At 74.0% G+C, this 20,668-nt stretch carries 11 protein-coding genes; 5 read left to right on the top strand and 6 right to left on the bottom strand.

What is annotated here, in order from left to right; translation table 11 throughout:
• Nucleotides 1–223: 223 nt before the first annotated feature.
• Nucleotides 224–2,038 (bottom strand): malto-oligosyltrehalose trehalohydrolase, encoded by a 1,815-nt coding sequence (treZ, locus tag AC067U_RS03675; RefSeq protein WP_478828280.1) that lies wholly within the window; start codon nucleotides 2,036–2,038, stop codon nucleotides 224–226.
• Nucleotides 2,039–2,151: 113 nt separating this feature from the next.
• Here treZ and AC067U_RS03670 point away from each other — a divergent pair, with 113 nt between their 5' ends.
• Entirely contained in the window at nucleotides 2,152–2,715 is a 564-nt protein-coding gene (locus tag AC067U_RS03670) for an FHA domain-containing protein (protein ID WP_478827943.1), read from the top strand.
• Between the two features lie 80 nt (nucleotides 2,716–2,795).
• On the opposite strand, the gene AC067U_RS03665 is transcribed toward AC067U_RS03670, so the two are convergent.
• Nucleotides 2,796–3,971 carry a M48 family metallopeptidase gene (locus AC067U_RS03665; protein WP_478827942.1) on the bottom strand — a complete coding sequence of 392 codons (1,176 nt, stop codon included), beginning with the start codon at nucleotides 3,969–3,971 and terminating at the stop codon, nucleotides 2,796–2,798.
• Between the two features lie 183 nt (nucleotides 3,972–4,154).
• On the opposite strand from AC067U_RS03665, the gene AC067U_RS03660 reads away from it, so the two are divergent.
• Nucleotides 4,155–4,631: an N-acetyltransferase family protein gene (locus tag AC067U_RS03660; protein WP_478827941.1), complete on the top strand. Its 477-nt coding sequence runs from the start codon at nucleotides 4,155–4,157 to the stop codon at nucleotides 4,629–4,631.
• Nucleotides 4,632–4,861: 230 nt separating this feature from the next.
• On the opposite strand, the gene AC067U_RS03655 is transcribed toward AC067U_RS03660, so the two are convergent.
• Entirely contained in the window at nucleotides 4,862–6,145 is a 1,284-nt protein-coding gene (locus tag AC067U_RS03655; RefSeq protein ID WP_478828279.1) for a M14 family zinc carboxypeptidase, read from the bottom strand.
• Nucleotides 6,146–7,864: 1,719 nt separating this feature from the next.
• On the bottom strand, nucleotides 7,865–10,360 hold the full coding sequence (locus tag AC067U_RS03650) for an alpha-amylase family glycosyl hydrolase (RefSeq protein ID WP_478827940.1): 2,496 nt from the start codon (nucleotides 10,358–10,360) through the stop codon (nucleotides 7,865–7,867).
• 82 nt (nucleotides 10,361–10,442) lie between these two features.
• On the opposite strand from AC067U_RS03650, the gene AC067U_RS03645 reads away from it, so the two are divergent.
• Nucleotides 10,443–11,783, top strand: coding sequence for an MFS transporter (locus AC067U_RS03645; RefSeq protein WP_478827939.1), 1,341 nt, complete (start codon nucleotides 10,443–10,445; stop codon nucleotides 11,781–11,783).
• Here the strand turns inward: AC067U_RS03645 and glgX are convergent.
• A complete protein-coding gene (gene glgX / locus AC067U_RS03640) occupies nucleotides 11,768–13,882 on the bottom strand; it encodes a glycogen debranching protein GlgX (protein ID WP_478827938.1) in 2,115 nt (704 codons plus the stop codon). The genes AC067U_RS03645 and glgX overlap by 16 nt on opposite strands.
• A 260-nt stretch (nucleotides 13,883–14,142) precedes the next feature.
• Here glgX and AC067U_RS03635 point away from each other — a divergent pair, with 260 nt between their 5' ends.
• Together AC067U_RS03635 and AC067U_RS03630 are read left to right on the top strand one after the other, a co-directional pair.
• Complete coding sequence (locus AC067U_RS03635) at nucleotides 14,143–15,384, top strand: SAV2148 family HEPN domain-containing protein (protein WP_478827937.1); 1,242 nt, start codon at nucleotides 14,143–14,145, stop codon at nucleotides 15,382–15,384.
• 144 nt (nucleotides 15,385–15,528) lie between these two features.
• Nucleotides 15,529–16,266, top strand: coding sequence for an exonuclease domain-containing protein (locus AC067U_RS03630; protein ID WP_478827936.1), 738 nt, complete (start codon nucleotides 15,529–15,531; stop codon nucleotides 16,264–16,266).
• A gap of 9 nt (nucleotides 16,267–16,275) precedes the next feature.
• Here the strand turns inward: AC067U_RS03630 and AC067U_RS03625 are convergent, their stop codons facing one another.
• Nucleotides 16,276–20,667, bottom strand: coding sequence for a caspase, EACC1-associated type (locus AC067U_RS03625; protein ID WP_478827935.1), 4,392 nt, complete (start codon nucleotides 20,665–20,667; stop codon nucleotides 16,276–16,278).
• Nucleotide 20,668 lies beyond the last annotated feature (1 nt).

Genomic DNA, 20,668 nt, shown 5'->3' with positions numbered 1-20,668 from the left:
GCGCAGCGGCGGCCCGCCCCCGCCCACACAGCGGAACAGGCCAACAAATGGCCGAATAACGCCGATCCGCAGGGCAACCGTATACGCACCTTCGGTGGTCAAAGAGATGCGAGGGCGCAGCGGCGGACGCCCCGGGAGCACAGGGGACTCCCGGGCCGCCCGCCGCCGCCTCCTCCGGCCCGAGGACCGGCCCGGGAGAACCGGCCCGGGAGGGCCGGCCCGCTCAAGGCCCCAGGATCACCGCCGACTCGGCGGGCACGTGGACACGCCCGTCCGCCCCCGGATGGTCCACCGGCTCCCACGCGGCCAGCACCCGCACCCCGTTCCGCCCCAGCGCGATCGTCACCGGCTCCGCCGAAAGGTTGACCGCGATCCGGATGTCACCCCGCCGGAACGTCAGCCAGCGCCGCTCCTCGTCGTACGCGACCCGCACCGCCCCCAGGTCCGGATCCCGCAGGTCCGACTGCGTACGCCGGAGCGCGACCAGCGTCCGGTACCACGCCAGCAGCCGCTCGTGCGGCTCGCGGTCCGGCTCCGTCCAGTCCAGGCAGGACCGCTCCCGGGTCGCGGGGTCCTGCGGATCCGGGATGTCCGACTCCGCCCAGCCGTGCGCCGCGAACTCCCGCCTCCGGCCCGCCCGTACCGCCTCGCCCAGCACCGGATCGGGGTGGTCGGTGAAGTACTGCCAGGGCGTCCGCGCCCCCCACTCCTCGCCCATGAACAGCATCGGCACGAACGGCCCGGTCAGCGTCAGCGCCGCCGCGCAGGCCAGCAGCCCCGGCGGCAGGCTCGCCGACAGCCGGTCGCCCAGCGCCCGGTTGCCGACCTGGTCGTGCGTCTGGGCGTAGCCCAGGAACCGGTGCGCGGGCGTCCGCCGCCGGTCCACCGGCCGGCCGTGGGTGCGGCCCCGGAACGAGGACCAGCTGCCGTCGTGGAAGAACACCCTGGTCATGGTCTTGGCCAGGGCGGCGAGCGGCGCCGTCGCGAAATCGGCGTAGTAGCCCTGGCCCTCGCCCGTCAGTGCGCAGTGCAGCGCATGGTGGAAGTCGTCGTTCCACTGCGCGTGCAGACCGAGCCCGCCGCCCTCCCGCGGCGTGGTGGTGCGCGGATCGCACCGGTCCGACTCGGCGATCAGGAACAGCGGCCGGCCCGTCTCGGCGGCCAGCGCGTCCACCGCCTCCGCCAGCTCCTCCAGGAAGGTCCGCGCCCGCCCGTCGGCCAGCGCGTGCACCGCGTCCAGCCGGAGCCCGTCGATCCCGTGGTCCCGCAGCCAGGCGAGGGCGGACCCGATGAAGTACGCCCGGACCTCGTCCGAGCCGGCCGCGTCCAGGTTGACCGCGGCACCCCACGGGGTGTGGTGGCTGTCGGTGAAGTACGGCCCGAAGGCCGGGAGATGGTTGCCGGACGGGCCGAGGTGGTTGTGCACCACGTCCAGGACGACCCCCAGCCCGTGCCCGTGCGCGGCCGCCGTGAAGCGGGCGAGCCCGGCAGGCCCCCCGTACGGCTCGTGCACCGCCCAGGGAGCCACCCCGTCGTACCCCCAGCCGTGCCGGCCGGGGAACGGGCACACCGGCATCAGCTCGACGTGCGTGACACCGAGCGAGACCAGGTGCCCGAGGCGGGCGGCGGCCGCGTCGAAGGTGCCCTCGGGGGTGAAGGTGCCGATGTGCAGTTCGTACAGGACGGCGTCCTGCAGCGGCAGGCGCCGCCGCGGCGCGGGCGCGCCGGGCGGCAGGCCCGCAGGGCCGGCCGCGGGCGCCCCGGCACCGGGCTCGCCGCCCCCGGGTCCGCCGGCGGTGGCGGGCAGTGACGTCACCGCGGAGAGCCCGTCCGGCCCGTCCGGGAGCCGCCGCCCCCTCGGGTCGGGAAGCACCTGCGGGCCGCCGTCGAGCAGGAACCCGTACCGGGCCCCCTCGGCGGCCTCGGCCTCGACCAGCCACCAGCCGTCCCGGCCGGGGTCGCGCTCCATCGGGTACGTGGCCTCGCCGAGCCGCATGTCCACGCGCGCCGCGTACGGCGCCCACACCTCGAACTGCACGGAGGGTCCCCTCGTGGTGTCGGGGCCGGTGATGACCGGCATTCAGGCCCATCATTCCGGGCCCGAGGGGGGAGTTCTGGACACTCCGCCCCCGACGGGCCGACAATCACCCTGTGACGTCCAGTTTCGAATTGCCCGCCTACCCCGCGCCGCGGCTGTCCGACGCCGAGCGCGACCGGGCGCTGGGCCTGTTGCGGGAGGGCGCAGCCGAGGGGAAGCTCTCGCACGACACCTTCCTGCGCCGGATGGAACTCGCGCTGGTGGCACGGCGTTCTGAGGACCTGGCGGTGCTGACGGCCGACCTCCAGACCCGGGAGGGCGCCGAAAGTCCCTGGACGCGCAGGCTGTTCGGCTGGGTCGGCCGGGTCTCCGCCGTCTCCGTCGGCATCCGCCGCGCCTGGCACGCGGAACGGCTGCCGAAGCTGCTGCTGCCGATGACGGGCGGGGCGCCCCTGCGGATCGGCCGGGACCCGGGAAACGGGCTGCGGCTCACCCACGAGACGGTGTCGCGGAGTCACGCAGAACTGAGCCTGAGGGAGGGGCTGTGGGTCCTGCGGGACCTCGGCTCCACCAACGGCACCACGGTCAACGGCCAACGACTCACCGGGTCCGCGATCGTCCGAGAAGGCGACCAGGTGAGCTTCGGCCGCATGGCCTTCCGCCTCTCCGCACGCTGACGGCCTCCCGGCCGGCCCGCGCCGAACACCGAACGCCGAACGGTGTGAGCGGTCGAGGGCCGGACGGTGGAGGCGGGCTCCTACGCCAGGGGGAGCCCATCACGCATCACGCGGCGCGCCAGCGCATCGGCGGACGGACGGAGTTCCTCCTCGATACGGGTCAGCCCGGGCTCATCGACCGTGATCGCCGCACGGCGGTGCGGAAGGTCGGCCAGGCGCCGGATGCGCAGTGCGTCCGACGGCAGCCCGGCAGCGTCGAAGGAGGACACGGGCATACCGGGTGCACCGAGCGGGTCACCTCCCCGCTGTTCGCGCAGACCTGCCACGTGAAGGGCGACCAGGTCCCAGAGGTCCTCCTTCGGCGGGGCCGCGGCTGAGTGCTGCCGGACGACGGTTCTCGCCTCCACGGCCAGGCGGTGTATTTCGACCATGACGGCCCGGGCGAGGCCGCGGTCGCGCAGTGCCGAGACGAGGGCTTCCGCGGAGGCCGTGCGGGCCGCGGCGTCGTCCGCCCCGACCTGCGCGTGCCGGGAGGCCGGCCGGGTGAGCCGCAGCAGCAGGCGGGCCGTCGAGGCGGCGGCCGCCCTCGGGAGCGCCAGTGCCCATTCGCTGCTGCGGGTGCGGGCGTTGAAGCGGCCGATTCCCTCCCACACATCGGCCGTGTGCCGGGCGTCGGTCGTCCCGACCCCGGGGGTGACGGCGGTGTCGGCCGGGCGCATCAGGTTCGCCCCGGCGGTCAGCGACCGAAGTGCCACGCCGACGAAGACGCCGTGCCGGACGTGGCCGGGGCCGAGGTCGGCCATGGCGCGGGCCAGGACGGCGACGCGTTGCTGTGGGGAGTATGCGGCCCAGAGCGGAACCCCGAGCACGAGACGACGCTTGCGGAGGAACCCATAGGGGAAGACGGCCGCCGTGAACTCCGCAGTGAGCTGGACCACGTCGAGGCGCCGCACCCCGACCGCCTCCGCGATGCGGTCCAACAGCTCGAACAGGGCCGGCGCATCGGCTCGCAGCAGCGTCGGCAGGTCGGGATCAAGCCGCCCCGGGCGCGGGCGCAGCACCAGGGCCACGACGACCAGCACCAGCCCCAGCAAGGGCTGGACGATGGTCGCGAACCCGAGCGTGATCAACAGCACTCCGCTGACCAGCAGTCCCGCCGTCAGCAGATGGAACGCGCCCGCGACGACGTACGCGGCTGCCGTCGCCACCCTGATGCGCGCGGTGCCCTCCTGTCCGGCGTGCCGTTCTTCCCGCACAGCCTCCTCCTCCACCCCATGGCCCGTAGCCCGTCCCCCGATACCTCCGATAGCGCCGATACGACCAGGACACCGAGCACCCCACCGCAGACTTGAGCAACATCTGAGCCTTGACCCGGGGGGCGTCGGGGTTCCGGTGCCCCGGGGGCCGCCGCTCCACCCGCATCGCGCACGATGGCACGCATGACCACGTACACCTCCGGGCAGCCCGCGCACACCGTGCGCCTCGCCCGCCCCGCAGACCTGCCCCGGATCGTCGAGCTCATCCACGAGCACGTCGCCTACGAGAAGTCCGCGCCACGCCCCGCCGACCTGGCCGACCGGCTCGGCCCGCGCCTGTTCGCCGAGGACGCCCGGCTGTGGGTGCTCGTCGGCGGGACCCCGGACGGCAAGGTGACCGGATACGCGGCCTGCTCCGCCGAGTTCGCCTTCTGGGACGCCCGCGAATACCTGCACATGGACTGCCTCTACCTCGCGGAGGCCGCGCGGGGCAACGGCCTCGGCGCGGCGATGATGGCGGCGGTGGCGGAGCTGGCGGGGGAGCTGGGCCTGGAGCAGGTGCAGTGGCAGACGCCGGACTGGAACGAGGACGCGATCCGCTTCTACGACCGCCTGGGCGCCCAAGCCCTCCCGAAGCGCCGCTACACCTGGCGGCCGTAGCCCCCTGACGGTCCGGCCGTACGCTCACCCGCCCGCCGTGCGCGAGCGGCCGATCCCTCGCCGTGTGGGCAGTCGTGCCGCAGGGCGATGGGGGTACCCCCTGCTCGAGCGAAGCCGAGAGCTCGGGGGAGGGTGGGCACACGGCACCGAAGCCCCCCGCCCCGCCCCCGGCAGTCTGCCCAGTCGGCCCCGCTGCCCGGCCAAGGCGCGGCGACCTCAGCCAGGCCGGCTCAGACTCCCACCAGCCGCGCAGCACACAGCACCGTCCGACACTGATGCTCCACCTGCGCTTCCACCGGCACCCACCGCGCCCCGAACCGCAAGGCGAACGCGTCACACCGCTCCGCCACCAGCCGGTCCAGCCCCGGCGCGGCCGGATGCCCGGCCGCGCGCAGCACCCGCAGCAGCATCGCCGCGGCCCGCAACGCCAGCCGCCGTCCGAACGCGTCGAGACTGCCGATGTACGCGGTGGTCGCCTCCGCCGGGGCCCCCGGCCCCGTCCACTCGGCCGTGATCCGAGGGATCAGCCCCAGCGTCCAGTCCACCGACCGCAGCAGCGGAGCTGCCAGGGGCGCCAGCGACGGGTCGTCCCCCGGGAGGCCGCCCCGGCTCGCGGCCAGCACCCCCGCCACCCACTCGGCGTCCCGTTCCAGCCGGCCCGCGAGCCGCCGCAGCGCCCGCCGGGGATCGGGGTGCGGCGCCGGGTCGTCGACCGTGTCGCTCGCCCACATCGGGACCTCGACGATTGCGGTGGTCCCCGCGTACCGGTGTGCGTGGTACCAGGTGCTCAGCCGGGTGTCCTCGGGATGGAACGCCCCTTCCGCCCCGACCCCCGCCTGCGGCATCACGAAGATCCCCGGCCCGGCCGAGGGCCAGCCTGCGGCGTCGGAGGCACCGGTCTCCACCGGGATCCGCAGCTCGGCCGCCGACCTCCCGAAGGGCTCGGCCAGCCCGGGGATGTCCCGGGTCAACTGCACCCAGCTGCCGCCCAGATCGGTGGCGTGCAACGACACCTGCAGTACCGGCCGCAGCTCGTCGATCAGCCCGATCAGCACCCGGGTCTCCGGCGGCAGCCGGTCCGCGGGCAGTAAGGACGGCGCCCACTCGGGCTGTTCCGGCCCCGGCGGCCGGAAGAAGTTCCGGTGGTACTCCAGCAGTGAGTACGGGCGCGGCGTACGGTGCAGGGCAGCCCCGTCCGGGTCCGCGCACAGCAGGAAATGCCAGCCGCCACGCCCGGATCGGCAATCCGGATCGCGGATGAGGCGGCGGGCCAGCTCGAGGGCGGTCGGCCCGCCGACCGGTTCGTTGGCGTGTGCCCCGGCCACGACGAGGACGCCGCCGTCCCGGCCCTCGTACGCGCCGCTGCCGACGGAGAGCAACCACAGCGGCCGCCCGCCCCGGGAGGTCCCGACCCGGCGAAGCCGGACCAGCCCGGGATGCTCGTCCGCCAGAGCACGGCCGGCCAGCGCCAGTTCGCGGGGTGTGGGGTAGCACAGGTCACGGATGTGGGTCATCGTGGTGATCTGCCCGCCGTACGGACCCTGTACCGCCACGAACTGCTGCGGTTCCGCCACGGACGCGCTGCAATTCCGCCACGCCACGCCGCACGAGCGGGCAGGGGGCAGGGGGTCGGGGACCGGGGAGCGGGACCGGGGACGGGGGTCGGGGGCCGGGGCCGGGGCCGGGGGCTGACGGAGCTCAACCTGAGCGGGGTCGGTCGGGGGGCGGGGTGAGGGGACCGTGTTCCAACCGGTGGAGATTTGACGGTGGGGCGGGGTCGGGGGTGTGCCGAGGCTCCGCCTGGGCGGCGTCTGGGAGGTGCCCGGGGGCTGCCCGTCAGTCCCAGTGTCATTACGTGCCGCCCGCCGGCGTCAAGGGCGCTCCCTCCGGTCGCGTCGGCAAGCCGATGGCCCTTTGGGCCACCCTTGACGCCGACGGCCGTCACGCAACGACAAGGACTGTCGGGCGGCCCCCGGGGGATGGCATGGGAGGAGCCTTCGGATCCTGGTGGTCTGGCGTTGGCGGGCACGAGCGGTGGCTCGCGCTCGGCCAGCCGCCCTCCGGGCGGGCGCGGCGGTGAAGTGGATCAGTTCTACGTAATCCAGGGCGGTCCGGGCGCCCCAAATCGCTACGCGCTCCTGTTGACCAGCGGATTCGGGCCGCCGGTGGCCGGTCATAGGCCGCCAGCGATCGCTACGCGCTCCGGTCTGTCGGCGGATCCGGGCCGCCTGGGGTTGAACATAGGCCGCCCACGATCTCCGCATCCTCTTGCTGGCATGGCGGCCGACAGGCCGTCCGTGGCAGAGACGATCGAAGGGGGGAAGGCGTCGGCGATTGCTGCATGCTGCTGCCGTCTTGTTGGCCGAGAGGCCGGCCGGTGGGGTTGGTAGGGGCAGATGGGTGGCGGCATCGGCGATGTCGTGATCGTGCTTGATGTCGGCACATCGGTCCGAACGACGCGTCGGCCGCCGTCCCGGCGGGAGCACGTAGCGATCGCAGGCGCTTCACCCAGCCACCGGAGACCCGCATCCGCCGTCCGTCCGGAGCGCGTAGCGATCGGTGGCGGTATATGTCCGGCCACCGGCGGCCCGCATCCGCCGTCCGTCCGGAGCGCGTAGCGATCGGTGGCGGTATATGTCCGGCCACCGGCGGCCCGCATCCGCCAATCAGCAGGAGCGCGTAGCGATTTGGGGCGCCTGGACCGGCCTGGATTACGTAGATCTGATCGACTTCGCTTCCGCGTCCGCCCGGAGGGCGGCTGGCCGAGCGGAGCCGCTGCCCCTGCCCGGCAACGCCAGAGCGCAAGGATCCGAAGGCTCCCTCCATGCCATCCCCCGGGGGCGGCCCGACAGTCCTTGTCGTTGCGTGACGGTCGTCGGTGTCAAGGGTGGCCCGAAGGGCCATCGGCTTGGCGACGCGACCGGAGGGAGCGCCCTTGACGCCGGCGGGCGGCACGTAATGACACTGGGACTGACGGGCAGCCCCCGGGCACCTCCCAGACGCCGTCCGGGCGGAGCACCGGCACACCCCCGCCCCGGCCCCGTCCCACAGACCGCTCCCGCGCCCTGATTCTGGGCTGCGGCCCCAGCCCCAGCCGAGCCCCAGCCCCGCCCCGGCCTCCTCCGGATCCGCCTCAGCCGCGGCACGCACCGCACCGACGGCCATCGCACGGATCGGGTCCGGGCGGCGGCCGTTCAGGGTCGCCCGGCTCCGTTGTGGTCCACCGACGGCTTTCAGCGGGTGATGCGGAGGAGCACCGCGACCGGGCGCGCGCCGAGGAGGGCCTTCAGTGGGATGTCGCCTTCCAGGGCCGGGCCGTCGGGGGACAGCGCGGAGACCCAGCTGCCCGGGGGCAGGGGCAGTACGGTGTCGCGCCAGCCGCCCGCGTCGGCGAGGCGGAGGGAGAGCCGGGTTGCGGCCACCAGGAGGGCGTCCGGACCCCGGGTGAAGGCCAGGCAGTGGCCGTCCGCCGGGCCGCGCGCGGCGAGGGGGGTGTAGCCGCGGAACAGTTCCGGGTGGTCCCGGCGGAGCCGCAGCAGCGCCGCGGTCAGGGCGAGCTTCTCCTCGGCGAGGCCGTCGGGCACGGCCCCGGCGTCGAGCCGGGCCAGGAGGTCCGCGGGGTACGCGACCGGGCGCCGGTTGTCGGGGTCCACCAGGGTGCGGCACTCGGTCTCGCACCCCTGGTAGATCTCCGGTACGCCGGGCATGGCCAGGTGCAGGGCGGTCATGCCGAGCGTGTTGGCCCGGATCGCGGACCCGAAGGCTTCTGGTACGTCGGCCAGAGCGGGGAGGTGAGCCGGGACCGCGGCCTCGTAGGCCGGGTCCGGATCGGTCCAGCTGGTGTGCAGGGCCGCCTCCCGTACCCCCTTCAGCAGGGCAGCCTCCAGGCGTTCGCGGCGGTCGGGGGCGTCCCCGAGGCCCAGCGAGGTCTGTTCTGCCACCCAGGCCAGCTGAGGATCCGGACTGCCTGATCCGTCCAGCCCGTTTGCCCGGTCCACCCTGTGCGCCTCATCCGCCCCCGTGTCCGCGCCCGCCTCCGCCCCCGCCCCCGCGCCCGCGCCCGCTGCTCCGCCCTCCGGCATCCGGAAGGCGTCCGGCCGCTCCGACAGCACCGCGATCCGGGCCCGGACGTCCGCGCTGCGCTTGGTGTCGTGGGTGGACAGGACCGTGCCAGAGGCCGGCCAGTCCCGTTCCAGCCGTGCGCAGTACGCGTGGAACTCATCGGCGGACACGGCCGGATCGCCCGGTTCCCCGCCGACCTCGCAGGCCGAAAGCAAGGGGGCGTAGCGGTAGAACGCCCGGTCCTCCAGGGACTTGGCGCGCAACGCCGCCGAGGTCTGCGCGAACCGCGCCGCGAACGCGGGCGACGCACCGAGCAGGGCGATCATGCGGTCGACGGCCGCCGGGCCCGCCACCTCACGGGCCCGGGCCACCGCCTGCGTGGCGAGCCCGTCCTCGCCCGGGTACGGCCGGTAGACCGGGTACGCGACCAGTAATGCCCGCAGCGCGGCCTCCAACTGCCCGGTCCACGGAGACGCGGACGGGGACGCGGACGGGGACCCGTCGGCCGGCCCACCCGCGTCCCCGGCCCCGCCACCGCCCCCGTTCCCGTCCGCGCCCCCAGGCCCGTCCCCACCCGCGGCTGCGATCGTCCCCAGTCGGCGCAGCGCCTCCCGCTCCGCCGCAAGGTCCACCTCCAGTACGGATTCCGCGCAGTCGGCGGTGACCGCCGCCCACGCGGGGGACCCGGTGGTCGCCCGGTACCGGGCGGCGAGCTCCGTCGTGCCCGCCGGGTCGGTGAAGACGCCGTCCAGGCGGTGCAGGGCGTCGTAGCCGGTGGTGCCCGCCACCGGCCAGCCGGACGGCAGCCGCTCCGTCCGCGCGAGGATCTTCTCCACCACCACCCAGCAGCCTTCGCCGACCGCCTCCCGTAGCCGTACGAGGTAGCCGGCCGGGTCGGCCAGGCCGTCCACATGGTCGATGCGCAGCCCCGCCACCAGCCCGTCACGCACCAGCTCCAGCACCTTGGCGTGGGTGGCGGCGAACACCTCCGGGTCCTCCACCCGGACCCCGATCAGTTCCGAGATGGTGAAGAAGCGGCGGTAGTTGAGGGAGGTCCGGGCCGCCCGCCAGCTCACCGGCCGGTACCACTGCGCGGCGATCAGGTCCGCCGACGGCAGCTCCTCCGTGCCCGGACGCAGCGGAAACTCGTGCGGGCCGTACCGCAGCACCCCGCCCGCCGCGTCCACCACCGGTGTCCCGTCCTCCGGGTCCGCCAGCAGCGGCAGCAGCACCCGGCCCCCGCCCGCCTCCCAGTCGATGTCGAACCACCGCGCGTACGGCGATCCGGGGCCGTCCCGCAGGACCTCCCACAGGGGCCGGTTGAGACGCAGCGGGAAGGGCACCGCCATGTGGTTGGGGACGATGTCCAGCACCAGCCCGAGCCCGTGGTCCCGCGCCGTCGCGGCGAGCCCGCGCAGGCCGGGCTCCCCGCCGAGCTCCGCCCGCACCCGGGTGTGGTCGACCACGTCGTACCCGTGCGCCGAGCCCGGCACCGCCTCCAGTACGGGGGACAGGTGCAGATGCGACACGCCGAGCGCGGCCAGGTACGGGACCGCCGCCCGCGCCGATGCGAACGGGAAGTCCGGGCCCAGCTGCAGCCGGTACGTCGAGACCGGCACGGTGTTCCGGCGGTCGTTCGGGTCGTCACTCAAGTGCTGCCGCGTCATGAGAACGTACGTACCCAGTGACGGGGATTCCGTGCCATTGCCCACTGCATCCGGGTGACTGCGAGCGGTTAGCGTGTTGTCAGTGGTTGGAACCGTCAACACCTATCGAAAAGTCATCGCCCTGACCGGGCCCCTGCTTCCGGTCTTCTCCTTCTTCGCCCGGCTCCCCGTCGCCATGTCCCAGTTCGGGAGCGTGCTGCTGGTCGCCGAGACCAGCGGTTCGCTGGCAACCGCGGGCATCGTGGGCGGCATCCTGTCCGCCGGACAGGTGCTCTGCGGCCCCCTGCTGGGCCGGCTCGCCGACCGGCACGGGCAGCGGCCCGTCGTGCTCGGCGCGGCCGTGGTCAACGCCGTCGCCACGGGCGCCCTGGTCGCCGGGGCCCTCGGCGGGCTGGGCACCGTGCCGCTCGCCGCCATCGGCGCCGTCACGGGCGCGTCCGTACCGCTGATCGGGCCGCTCGCCCGGACCCGTTCCGTCGCCCTCGCGCACCGTGCCGAGGCGGGCGAGGACGTCATCGGCGCCGTCCATTCCCTCGAAGGGACCATGGACGAGGTCTCGTTCGTCATCGGCCCCGCCCTCGTCGGGGCGGCCGCCCTCGCCGCCCACCCCGCGGTCGCCCTCGGGGCCGCCGCCGCCCTGGTCGCCGTGTTCGGTACCGCCTTCGCGCTGCACCCGACCGCGGACGTCACGGCCGGGGGAGCCTTGCCCGAACGGCCGAAGGGGGTGCGCCGTTCCCGGCCCGCCGGGGTGGTGTATTCCGTTCGCGGCACGCTCTTCCTGCAGGGCGCCATGTTCGGCGGTCTCCAGGCCGGGATCGCTTCGCTCACCGGGCAGTTGGGCGTGCCCGGTCAGGCCGGCATCGTGTACGCCTCCAACGGCGTGGTCAGTGCCGCGGTGGGCCTCGCCCTGGGCGCGCTGCCCGCCCGCTTCGGGCTCCGGCTGCGCTGGCGCGCGGCCACGGCCGCCGCGCTGTTGCTCTCCGTGCCGCTGCTGTTCACCGGCAGCCTGTGGGGGCTGTACGTCATCGTGACCCTCCTCGGTGCGGCCGTCGCACCCCACCTGATCACCGCGTTCGCGCTCACCGAGCGGCACGTGGAGCCGGCCCGGCTCGCCGAGTCGATGGCCTTCGCGGCCAGTTCGCTGGTCGCCGGGCAGGCGTCCGCCCTGGCCTTGTCGGGCCGGATGGCCGAAGGGCACGGGCCTTCCGGCGCCTTCGCGGTGGCCGTGGGCGCGGCCGCGCTCAGCTTCGTGCTGGCCCTGGTCACCCGGGTCCCGGCCGGCCGCACCCAGACCGTGGCGGCCTCCGTCCCCGACCGGCGGACCGGATCGCCCGAGCCCCGCGACGCGCCGGGCGCCGACACGCCCGGCGCCGTCACTCCGACCACCGTCACCCCGCCCTCCGGCGGCTACGCCGGCCGCTGAAGCACCACCAGACTCCGACCGGTCAGCGTCACCCGGTCCCCGGCCGCGTACTGCGGCCCGGTGCCGGGTGGCAGCACCTGCTCCCGGGCGGTGTCCACCACCAGCCGCCACTGGTCGCCGTGTCCGGCGGGCAGGGTGAACTCCTGGCCGTCGGCACCGCAGTTGAACATCAGCAGGAACGAGTCGTCGGTGATCCGCTCGCCGCGCGTACCCGGCTCGGAGATCGCCTCCCCGTTGAGGAACACGGTCAGGGCCCGGGTGCTCTGCGCCTGCCAGTCGCGGGCCCGCATCACCTCGCCGTGCGCGGTGAACCAGGCGATGTCCGACAGCTCGTCGGGCGTACCCTCCACCGGCCGCCCGTGGAAGAACCGGCGCCGCCGGAACACCGGGTGGTCGCGCCGCAGCCACACCATCTGCCGGGTGAACTCCAGCAGCGCGGGCGCCGGTTTGCCCGGCACCGGCCAGTCCACCCAGGACAGTTCGTTGTCCTGGCAGTACGCGTTGTTGTTGCCGCCCTGGGTACGGGCGAACTCGTCGCCGTGGCTGAGCATCGGCACGCCCTGCGACAGCATCAGCGTGGCGATGAAGTTCCGCATCTGCCGGACCCGCAGCTCCAGCACCGCCGGATCCTCGGTGGGGCCCTCGACCCCGCAGTTCCACGACCGGTTGTGGCTCTCGCCGTCCCGGTTGCCCTCCCGGTTCGCCTCGTTGTGCTTCTCGTTGTACGAGACCAGGTCGTGCAGGGTGAAACCGTCGTGGCAGGTGGCGAAGTTGATCGAGGCGAGCGGCCGCCGGCCGTCGTCCTGGTACAGGTCGGAGGAGCCGGTGAGCCGGCCCGCGAACTCGGCCAGCGTGCGCGGCTGCCCGCGCCACAGGTCCCGTACGGTGTCCCGGTACTTGCCGTTCCACTCGGTCCACAGCGGCGGGAAGTTCCCCACCTGGTAGCCGCCCTCGCCCAGGTCCCAGGGTTCCGCGATCAGCTTGACCTGGCTGACCACCGGGTCCTGCTGGACCAGGTCGAAGAACGAGGACAGCCGGTCCACCTCGTGGAACTGGCGGGCCAGGGTGGCGGCCAGGTCGAAGCGGAAGCCGTCCACGTGCATCTCGGTGACCCAGTAGCGCAGCGAGTCCATGATCAGCTGAAGCACGTGCGGGGACCGCATCAGCAGCGAGTTCCCGGTGCCGGTGGTGTCCGTGTAGTAGCGCGGGTCCTCCGCCAGCCGGTAGTACGAGGCGTTGTCCAGGCCGCGGAAGGACAGGGTCGGGCCCAGGTGGTTGCCCTCCGCGGTGTGGTTGTAGACCACGTCGAGGATCACCTCGATGCCCGCCTTGTGCAGGGCCCGGACCGCCGACTTGAACTCCAGCACCTGCTGGCCGCGGTCACCCGAGGCGTACCGGTTGTGCGGGGCGAAGAAGCCGATGGTGTTGTAGCCCCAGTAGTTGCTCAGCCCGTCGTCGACCAGCCGGTGGTCGTTGACGAACTGGTGCACCGGCATCAGCTCCAGCGCGGTCACCCCGAGCTTGGTCAGGTGCTCGATCACCGCCGGGTGCGCCAGTGCCGCGTAGGTGCCGCGCAGCTCCTCAGGCAGCTCCGGGTGCCGCATCGTGAGGCCCTTGACATGGGCCTCGTAGAGCACGGTGTGGTGGTACTCGGTGCGCGGCGGCCGGTCATTGGCCCAGTCGAAGTACGGGTTCACCACGACCGAACTCATGGTGTGCGGGGCGGAGTCCAGGTCGTTGCGGCTGTCCGGGCGTCCGAAGTGGTAGCCGTAGACCTCCTCACCCCAGTCCACGGAGCCGCTGATGGCCCGTGCGTACGGGTCCAGGAGCAGCTTCGCCGGGTTGCAGCGCCGCCCGCGCTCGGGCTCGTACGGGCCGTGCACGCGGAACCCGTACCGCTGGCCCGGCATGACGCCGGGCAGGTAGGCGTGCCGGACGAACGCGTCCGTCTCGCGCAGTTCGACCGCCGTCTCCGAGCCGTCGTCGTGCAGCAGGCACAGCTCGATCCGTCGGGCGGCCTCGGAGTAGACCGCGAAGTTGGTGCCGGCGCCGTCGTACGTCGCGCCGAGGGGATACGCCTGTCCGGGCCAGACCTGCATAGATAACGACTCTTCCACTCCTGATCCGGCATCGGTTGGTTTCCGTCCCAGATCTTCCCCGAAAGGGGGGCGCCAAGCGGGGACTTGCAGGGGTCCTACCGGGTGACCCCCTCAGAGCTGATATGCGGGTCAGCGGACTGTCGTGGAATCCGATGATGAGTCAACAGGCGTGCGCAGTACGGTCCATCCGGCTGCAGCGGGCCGTGTGCGCGGAGTACCCTTCCTTGATCACTGGAGGGGTGGCGGAAGGCGGTGCACGGGTGAGCTCGGGAGGTCTGGAGCTGCCCCCTGGTGACGGCGGTCACGAGGGCGGCGCCGCGGAGGCCGGGGCGGTGTCGCTGGCGGGACCGGAGGTTCCCGGCGGTGCCGTGCGCGCCGGGGCCGAGCTGGACTGGGGCGCGGAGGCCTGGACCGAGGTGCGCACCCGGGCCCAGCGGGCCGGCCGCGCGTACATCTGGCTGAACCTGATCGAGCAGCGGCTGCGGGCCGTGGTCGGCGCGGTGCTGCGGCCGGTCTACGAGCCCGTGCACGGCGAGGACGACTGGGTGGTCGCGGCCGCCGGCCCGGCCGGGCAGGAGTGGGTGCAGCGGGCCGTCGCGGTCCGTGAGGTCAGCCGCCGCAAGGGCTACCTGCTCGACCCGGCCGACGACAACGTGCTGTCCTTCCTGACCCTGCCGCAACTGCGCGAGCTGATGGTCCAGCACTGGCCCTGCTTCGAGCCGTACTTCGACGACCGGCGGGAGATCGAGCTCGCCCTCGACGAGCTGGAGGTCACCCGCAACGTGGTCTCCCGCAACCGGGCCCTCTCCCAGGCCGTGTTGGGGCAGGCGGAACGGGCCTCGGCGCGGCTGCTGGAGGTGCTGGGCGGCGGCGCGGGCGGCCCCTCCGCGGACCGGCTGCCCATCGACGCCGTCGAGGACCTGGTGGGGGACCGGTACGCGGACGTGGTCTCGGTGCACCCCGACCGGGTGCGGCTCCAGCGGCAGCTGCCGGCCGAGGACCTCTTCGGGGGCGCCCGCCGGCTCGACGCCATCGGCATAGGGCTGAACCTGCTCGTCCAGAACTACTCCGGCCGAAGACTCGTCCGGCTGATGGAGGCCGGCTGCCGGGTGCGGCTGCTGTTCCTGAACCCGGCGAGCAGCGCCGTCAAGCGGCGCGAGCGGGAGCTCGGGCTGCGCAAGGGCGAGCTGAGCCGCTCGGTGGAGATGAACATCCTGCACGTGCGGCGGGTCCGGGCGGGCCTGAGCGACCCCTCGGGCTTCCAGATCCACGTGTTCGACGAGACCCCGCGGTTCACCGCGTACCTGGTGGAGGGCGGGCCCTCGGGGTCCGGGATCGCGGTGGTCCAGTCCTACCTGCGGCGCGCCCGGGGCATGGAGGCACCGGTGCTGGTCCTGCGGGGCGGCGGACGCGGGGTGCCGCGGGACGCGGACCACGGCCTGTTCACGACCTACCGGGAGGAGTTCGAATCCGTGTGGGAGGACTCCCGCCCGGTGTCCTGAAGGCGCCGCGGACGGCTCCCACAACCCTCCGTCGGCAGCCCGAAAGCCGGGATGACCTGGCACTTCCCCTCCCCGGTGTGAGCGCTGTCAGTGGCCCGTGGCAGGCTGAAAGCCGTTCGAATCGCCATACGGGGGAGGGGCGCCATGGGGGAGTGGCACGGGGGCACACTGGTCGGTTTCGACCTGGAGACCACCGGTACGGAGCCGGCCGAGTCGCGGATCGTCACGGCCGCGCTGATCGAGGTGGCGAGCGGTGAGATCCGCTCCCGCCGGGGCTGGCTGGCCGATCCGGGCACGGCCATCCCGGAAGAGGCGGCGGCGATCCACGGGATCACCACGGAGCGCGCGGCCGCGCAGGGCCGACCGGCCCCCGAGGTCGCCGACGAGGTCGCGGCGGAGCTCGTCGCCCACTGGCGGGCGGGCGCGGTGGTGGTCGCGTACAACGCGGCATTCGACCTCACGCTGCTCAGCGCGGAACTCGCCCGGTACGGGCTGCCCTCACTGGCCGACCGGCTCGGCGGCGCAGAGACCGGCCCGGTGGTGGACCCGCTGACCATCGACCGCGCGGTCGACCGGTACCGGCGTGGCAAGCGCACCCTGGAGGCCGTCTGCCGGGTCTACGGGGTCACCCTGGAGGCGGCCCACGAGGCCGGCGCCGACGCCCTCGCGGCGGTGCAGGTGGCCCGTGCGATAGCCGACCGCCACCCCGGCGTGGCGGAGCTCACCCCGACGGCCCTGCACGCCGAGCAGACCCGCTGGCACGCCCGCTGGGCCACCGACTTCCAGGCCTACCTCCGCCGCCAGGGCACCCCGGACGCCCTGATCGACACGGCCTGGCCGCTGCGCGCCTTCACGCCGGCCCCGGCGGGCGCCGGGGCCTGACCGGACCGCTCATCCGGTTCCGGTGACGTCGTCCGGGAGGCCGTCGGAAAGGTCGTCCGAGAGGTACTGCCGCCGTTCCTCGTCGGTCAGCGGCGGATACGCGGTGTCGTCGACGTCCGTGGCCACCTCCTCCGCGTCCAGTCGCCACATCCGCGCGGTGCCGTCGGCGCTGCCGGAGATCAGGACCGACCCGTTCGGGCCGAAGACCACGGAGGTCACCCGGTCGGTGTGGCCGGTCAGCCGGACGGGCTGCGGTGCGGCCGGCGTGGCCAGGTCCCAGAGCGTGACCGTGTTGTCGTAGCTCGCGGTGGCCAGCTTGCCGCTGTCGGCACTGAAGGCGACGGCCTGCAACGCGGCGCTGTGTCCGGTGAGCGTGGCGTGCGGCCGGGGTCGGCCCCGGGGCGGGTCCGCGAGGCCCCACAGGCGGGTCGTCTGGTCGGCGCTGCAACTGGCCAGGAGTCGCCCGTCGGCGCTGAACGCCAGGCCCGTGACACTGTTGGTATGCCCTGCCAGGGTGGCCTGTGCCGTGGGGTGGCGGAGGTCCCCGAGGTCCCACAGGCGCACGTCCCGGCCACCCCCCGTCGCCAGCACCCGGCTGCCGGGATGGAAGGCCAGGGCGAGGATCCGGTCGGGGTGCTGGGGCAGTACGGCGAGCTCCCGTGGCTGCCGGGGGTTCCGTACGTCCCACAGGCGCACCCTGCGGTCGGCACCGCCCGTCGCGACCGTCGCGCCGTCCGGTGCGAAGGCGACGGCGAACAGGTTGTCCGGGTCGCCCTCCACGACGGCCAGGGCGACGGGGTGCCGGGCGTCGGTGAGGTCCCACAGCCGGAGCATCCGGTCCAGGCAAACCGTGGCGAGAACACGGCCTTCGGGGCCGAATGCCGCGGAGCCCACGCCGTTGGTGTGATCGGGCAGCGTCGACAGGGGGACGGGCCGACCGGGGGCGGAGACGTCCCAGAGCCGGACCATCTGGTGGCTCGTCGTGGCGAGGACACGGCCGCGCGGGTCGAGGGCGATGGCGCTCACCCACCCCCGGTGGCCGGTCAGGATCGGCCTGTCCATGTCCCACAGCCGTACGGTGGTGTCCCGGCCGCCCGAGACGAGTGTCCGGCCGCGAGGACCGAAGGCCACGGCGTACACGGTCGCGCTGTGGCCGGTCAGAGTGGTCGGGCTGCTGGGCGCGCGGGGGTCTTCGACGTCCCACAGCCGTACCGTCTCGTCGTATCCGCCGGTCGCCACCGTACGTCCGTCGTCCGCGAACGCGATGGACGCGACACCGTTGGTGTGCCCGCTGAGGCGCCCCACGAGCTCGGGCCGCCGCGGATCGGTGGTGTCCCACAGGAGCGCCGCGTTGTCCACGAAGCTGCCGGTGGCGAAGATCCGCCCGTCCGGGCTGAACGCCGACGACAGGATGGGTCCCTCGTGCCCGGTGCAGGTCGTCAGCAGGGAGGGGCGGTGCGGGGTGGTGATGTCCCACACCCTGACGGTCCGGTCGCCGGAGGCCGTCATCAGCACGGGCAGCCGTGGGTGGAAGGCGGCGACCAGGCCTTCCGTATGGCCCGTCAGAGCCGCCAGGAACCGTGGGCGGTGGGGGTCGGTGACATCCCAGAGCCGGGCCGTGCAGTCGTAGCCGGCGGTGACGACCAGCCGTCCGTCGGAGCTCCATGCGACGGAACGGAGGCCCGTGTCGTGGCCCGGGAGGGTCGCCACCAGCCGGTCGTCCGCGTCTGGCGCGAGGGTCCAGATCCGGGCCACGGATTCGGCGCCCCCGGTCACCAGGGCCCGGCCGTCGGGACTCAGGGCGGCGGTCGCGATTTCGACCCCCGTGGCGAACGTGCGGGCCACGGTGGGCCGGTGCGGGACGGCCACGTCCCAGGAGATGACGGTGCCCTCGGTGTCGGTCGTCACCAGTTCGTCCCCGCCCGGCGGGAACAGCACCGCGTGGACGTCTCCGCCGTGCGCGGTCACACGGACGGCGTGCGGCGTGGCCGATGTGCTGAGCAGGCCGCCCAGGGCGGCCGGCGTCGGCGCGAGACGGTAGGCCGCCAGCCCCAGGTGAGCGGCCAGCGCCGGGTTCGTGGCCCGCAGGGCGATGCTCTCGGCCGCGACCCGCTCCGACAGGGCGACGGCGCGGCGACGGCGCGCGGCCTCCTGCTGCTCGCGTGCGTACGCCGCGCTCGCGTCGAGGAACACGCGGGCGGTCGCGCTCACCGAGTCCGGGTGCCGGGACGCCCAGTCCACGGCGAGTGCCAGGCGTGTCCCCCGGTACAGGTCGGCGCTGTCCTGCCGGAGCTCCCACGCCTTCGCGGCCTCCGCCAGTTGCTGTGCGATCAGGAGCCCCGGCCGGTCGGCGGCGATCCACCCGCTCAGCATCGGCCAGGCGGTCAGCAGCGCCTCGTGGGTGATCCGGACTCCGTCGTCGTCGACGGTCAGGAGCCGGGCCTCCTCGGCCGCGAACAGCTCGATCACCCGAGCGCCGAGCACCGGATCGGGGGACTCGGCGACGAGCCGGTCGAGCGGCAGCGTGCGCCGGGTGTCGCCGGTTCCGTCGCCGAGCTGCACCAGGCGGAGCAGCAGCCAGCGCGCGGCCCGCTGCCCCGCCGGCTCCAGGCGGGCGAACGCGCTGTCGGCGGTCTCGGCGACCGCACGGTGAATGCCGCCCGTGGCCTCGTACCCGGCCACGGTCAGCACGTTGCCGAACCTTCGCTGCCAGGTGGCGAGCAGGGCATGGGAGAGCAGCGGCAACCGCCCCGGCTCGTAGGCGTGGTCGTTCCCGGCGTCGTCCCGGGCGCCGAGGTCGCGCAGCAGCAGTTGGGTCAGCCCGGGATCGAAGACCATTCCGGCGGCCATCGCCGGCTGCTCGATGGCTTCTCGCAGCTCGGCGGCCTGCATGGGCCCGACGACCAGCTGGCCGCGCTGCAAGGTGGGCAGCAGGTCGGGGAAGGCGGCGCACCGTCCGAAGAAGTCGGCGCGGATGCCCAGTACGACGAGCGCCACCGGCGCGGCGGCCGCGGCGCACAGAGCCTGGATGAACGCGCGCCGCACATCGGTGTCCACCCCCTCCCCGAAGACCTCCTCGAACTGGTCGACGACGATGACGATCCGCCGGGCGGCTGTCCTGCTGCCGTTGCCGTTGCCGTTGCCGTTGCCGTCGCCGTCGCCGTCGGCCCGGTCGGCGGGCACCTCGCGCAGCATCTCGGTCAGGGCGGCGGGATGCGTCCGCAGGCGAGCCGCCAGCGAGGCCCGGTCGGTGCCCGGAACCAGCTCCGCCACCTTGCGCGCGAGGGCATCCAGCGGGTGACCGGTCGGCGTGAGCACGAGCCGCGGCCAGGTCGAGGACCCCGGGACGGGAAACATCCCGCGAGCCAGCGCCGGAAGGAGTCCGGCCCGCAGCAGGGAGGACTTGCCGGCGCCGGACGCACCGATGACGACGGCGGGCGAGGCCTCCTCGTGGCAGTGGGCGAGTCGCTCCACCAGAGCCTCGGTCAACCGCCCACGGCCGAAGAACCACGCCTCGTCCGCTTCCGTGAACGGCGCGAGCCCTTTGTACGGGCAGGGCAGTCCGGTGTCCGGTCGGCCGGGCGCCGATGTCTCCGGCTCCGGTTCCCCCGCCGGGCGGAAGGCCGGATTCGCGGCCAGGACGAGGCCGCCGGCCCGCCCGGTGGAGCGGCAGCGGGGCTTTGGCGCGCCGTGACGGTTGGGCAGCTCGTACCGCAGGTACTCGAAGACCCCGCCCAGCGTCAGGTTCTCGGCGCCGCCGGGAATCCCACTGGCGAGCACCCGCAGGAACGCTCCGCTGAACGTGGTGTGGCGGGCGCCCTCCGGGGCCAGTGCCAGTTCGTCCCAGCCGGCGGAGGTGAGCACGAACGAGCCCTCGGCCGCGGAGCCGGTCCGTGGCGCCCTCGGCGGGACCTCGGTGAGGTTCGCGATGTCCTCGGCGCCGGCCTCCCCGCCCAGCACGCCCACGGCACGCCCGGAGTAGCAGCAGTCGAGCACGACGACGAGGGTGCGCGCCCTGCTCTCGCGCACCACCCGCCTGAGCGTGTCGTAGGGGAGGCCGGAGTACAGCAGGCCCATGGCGCTCGGGTTGGTGGTGCGGGCGGTCAGGAAGAGCTCCCCGCGCTCGTTGAGCAGCCCGTGCCCCACGTAGTACACGATCAGCGTGTCGGATGCCCGCCGGGCCGCGGTCTCCAGGGCCTCGCCCATCACCGCCGGTGTCTCGGGCTCCGCGAGGAGGCGCACGGCCTCCGGTGCCATGCCGCAGCGTTCGACCAGGGCGTGCGCCAGATCGCCGAGGGTGCGCCCCACCGCCGGCACCGCGGGCAACCCGTCGCCGTGCTCGTGATCGCTGCAGCCCATCAGGAGGGCGTACGCCCCCTCCAGGTGCCTGGTCTCCGACATG

The organism is Streptomyces sp. NPDC043853 (assembly GCF_056436025.1).
Note: the sequence above shows the minus strand (reverse complement) of the source record. Positions and strands in the feature narration are given on the sequence as shown.

Bases quoted from the DNA above. Each gene is read 5' to 3' on its own strand.
- AC067U_RS03660 (WP_478827941.1), top strand. From the start codon at position 4,155: ATGACCACGTACACCTCCGGGCAGCCCGCGCACACCGTGCGCCTCGCC.
- AC067U_RS03655 (WP_478828279.1), bottom strand. From the start codon at position 6,145: ATGACCCACATCCGTGACCTGTGCTACCCCACACCCCGCGAACTGGCG.
- AC067U_RS03650 (WP_478827940.1), bottom strand. From the start codon at position 10,360: ATGACGCGGCAGCACTTGAGTGACGACCCGAACGACCGCCGGAACACC.
- glgX (WP_478827938.1), bottom strand. From the start codon at position 13,882: ATGCAGGTCTGGCCCGGACAGGCGTATCCCCTCGGCGCGACGTACGAC.
- AC067U_RS03630 (WP_478827936.1), top strand. From the start codon at position 15,529: ATGGGGGAGTGGCACGGGGGCACACTGGTCGGTTTCGACCTGGAGACC.
- AC067U_RS03625 (WP_478827935.1), bottom strand. From the start codon at position 20,667: ATGTCGGAGACCAGGCACCTGGAGGGGGCGTACGCCCTCCTGATGGGC.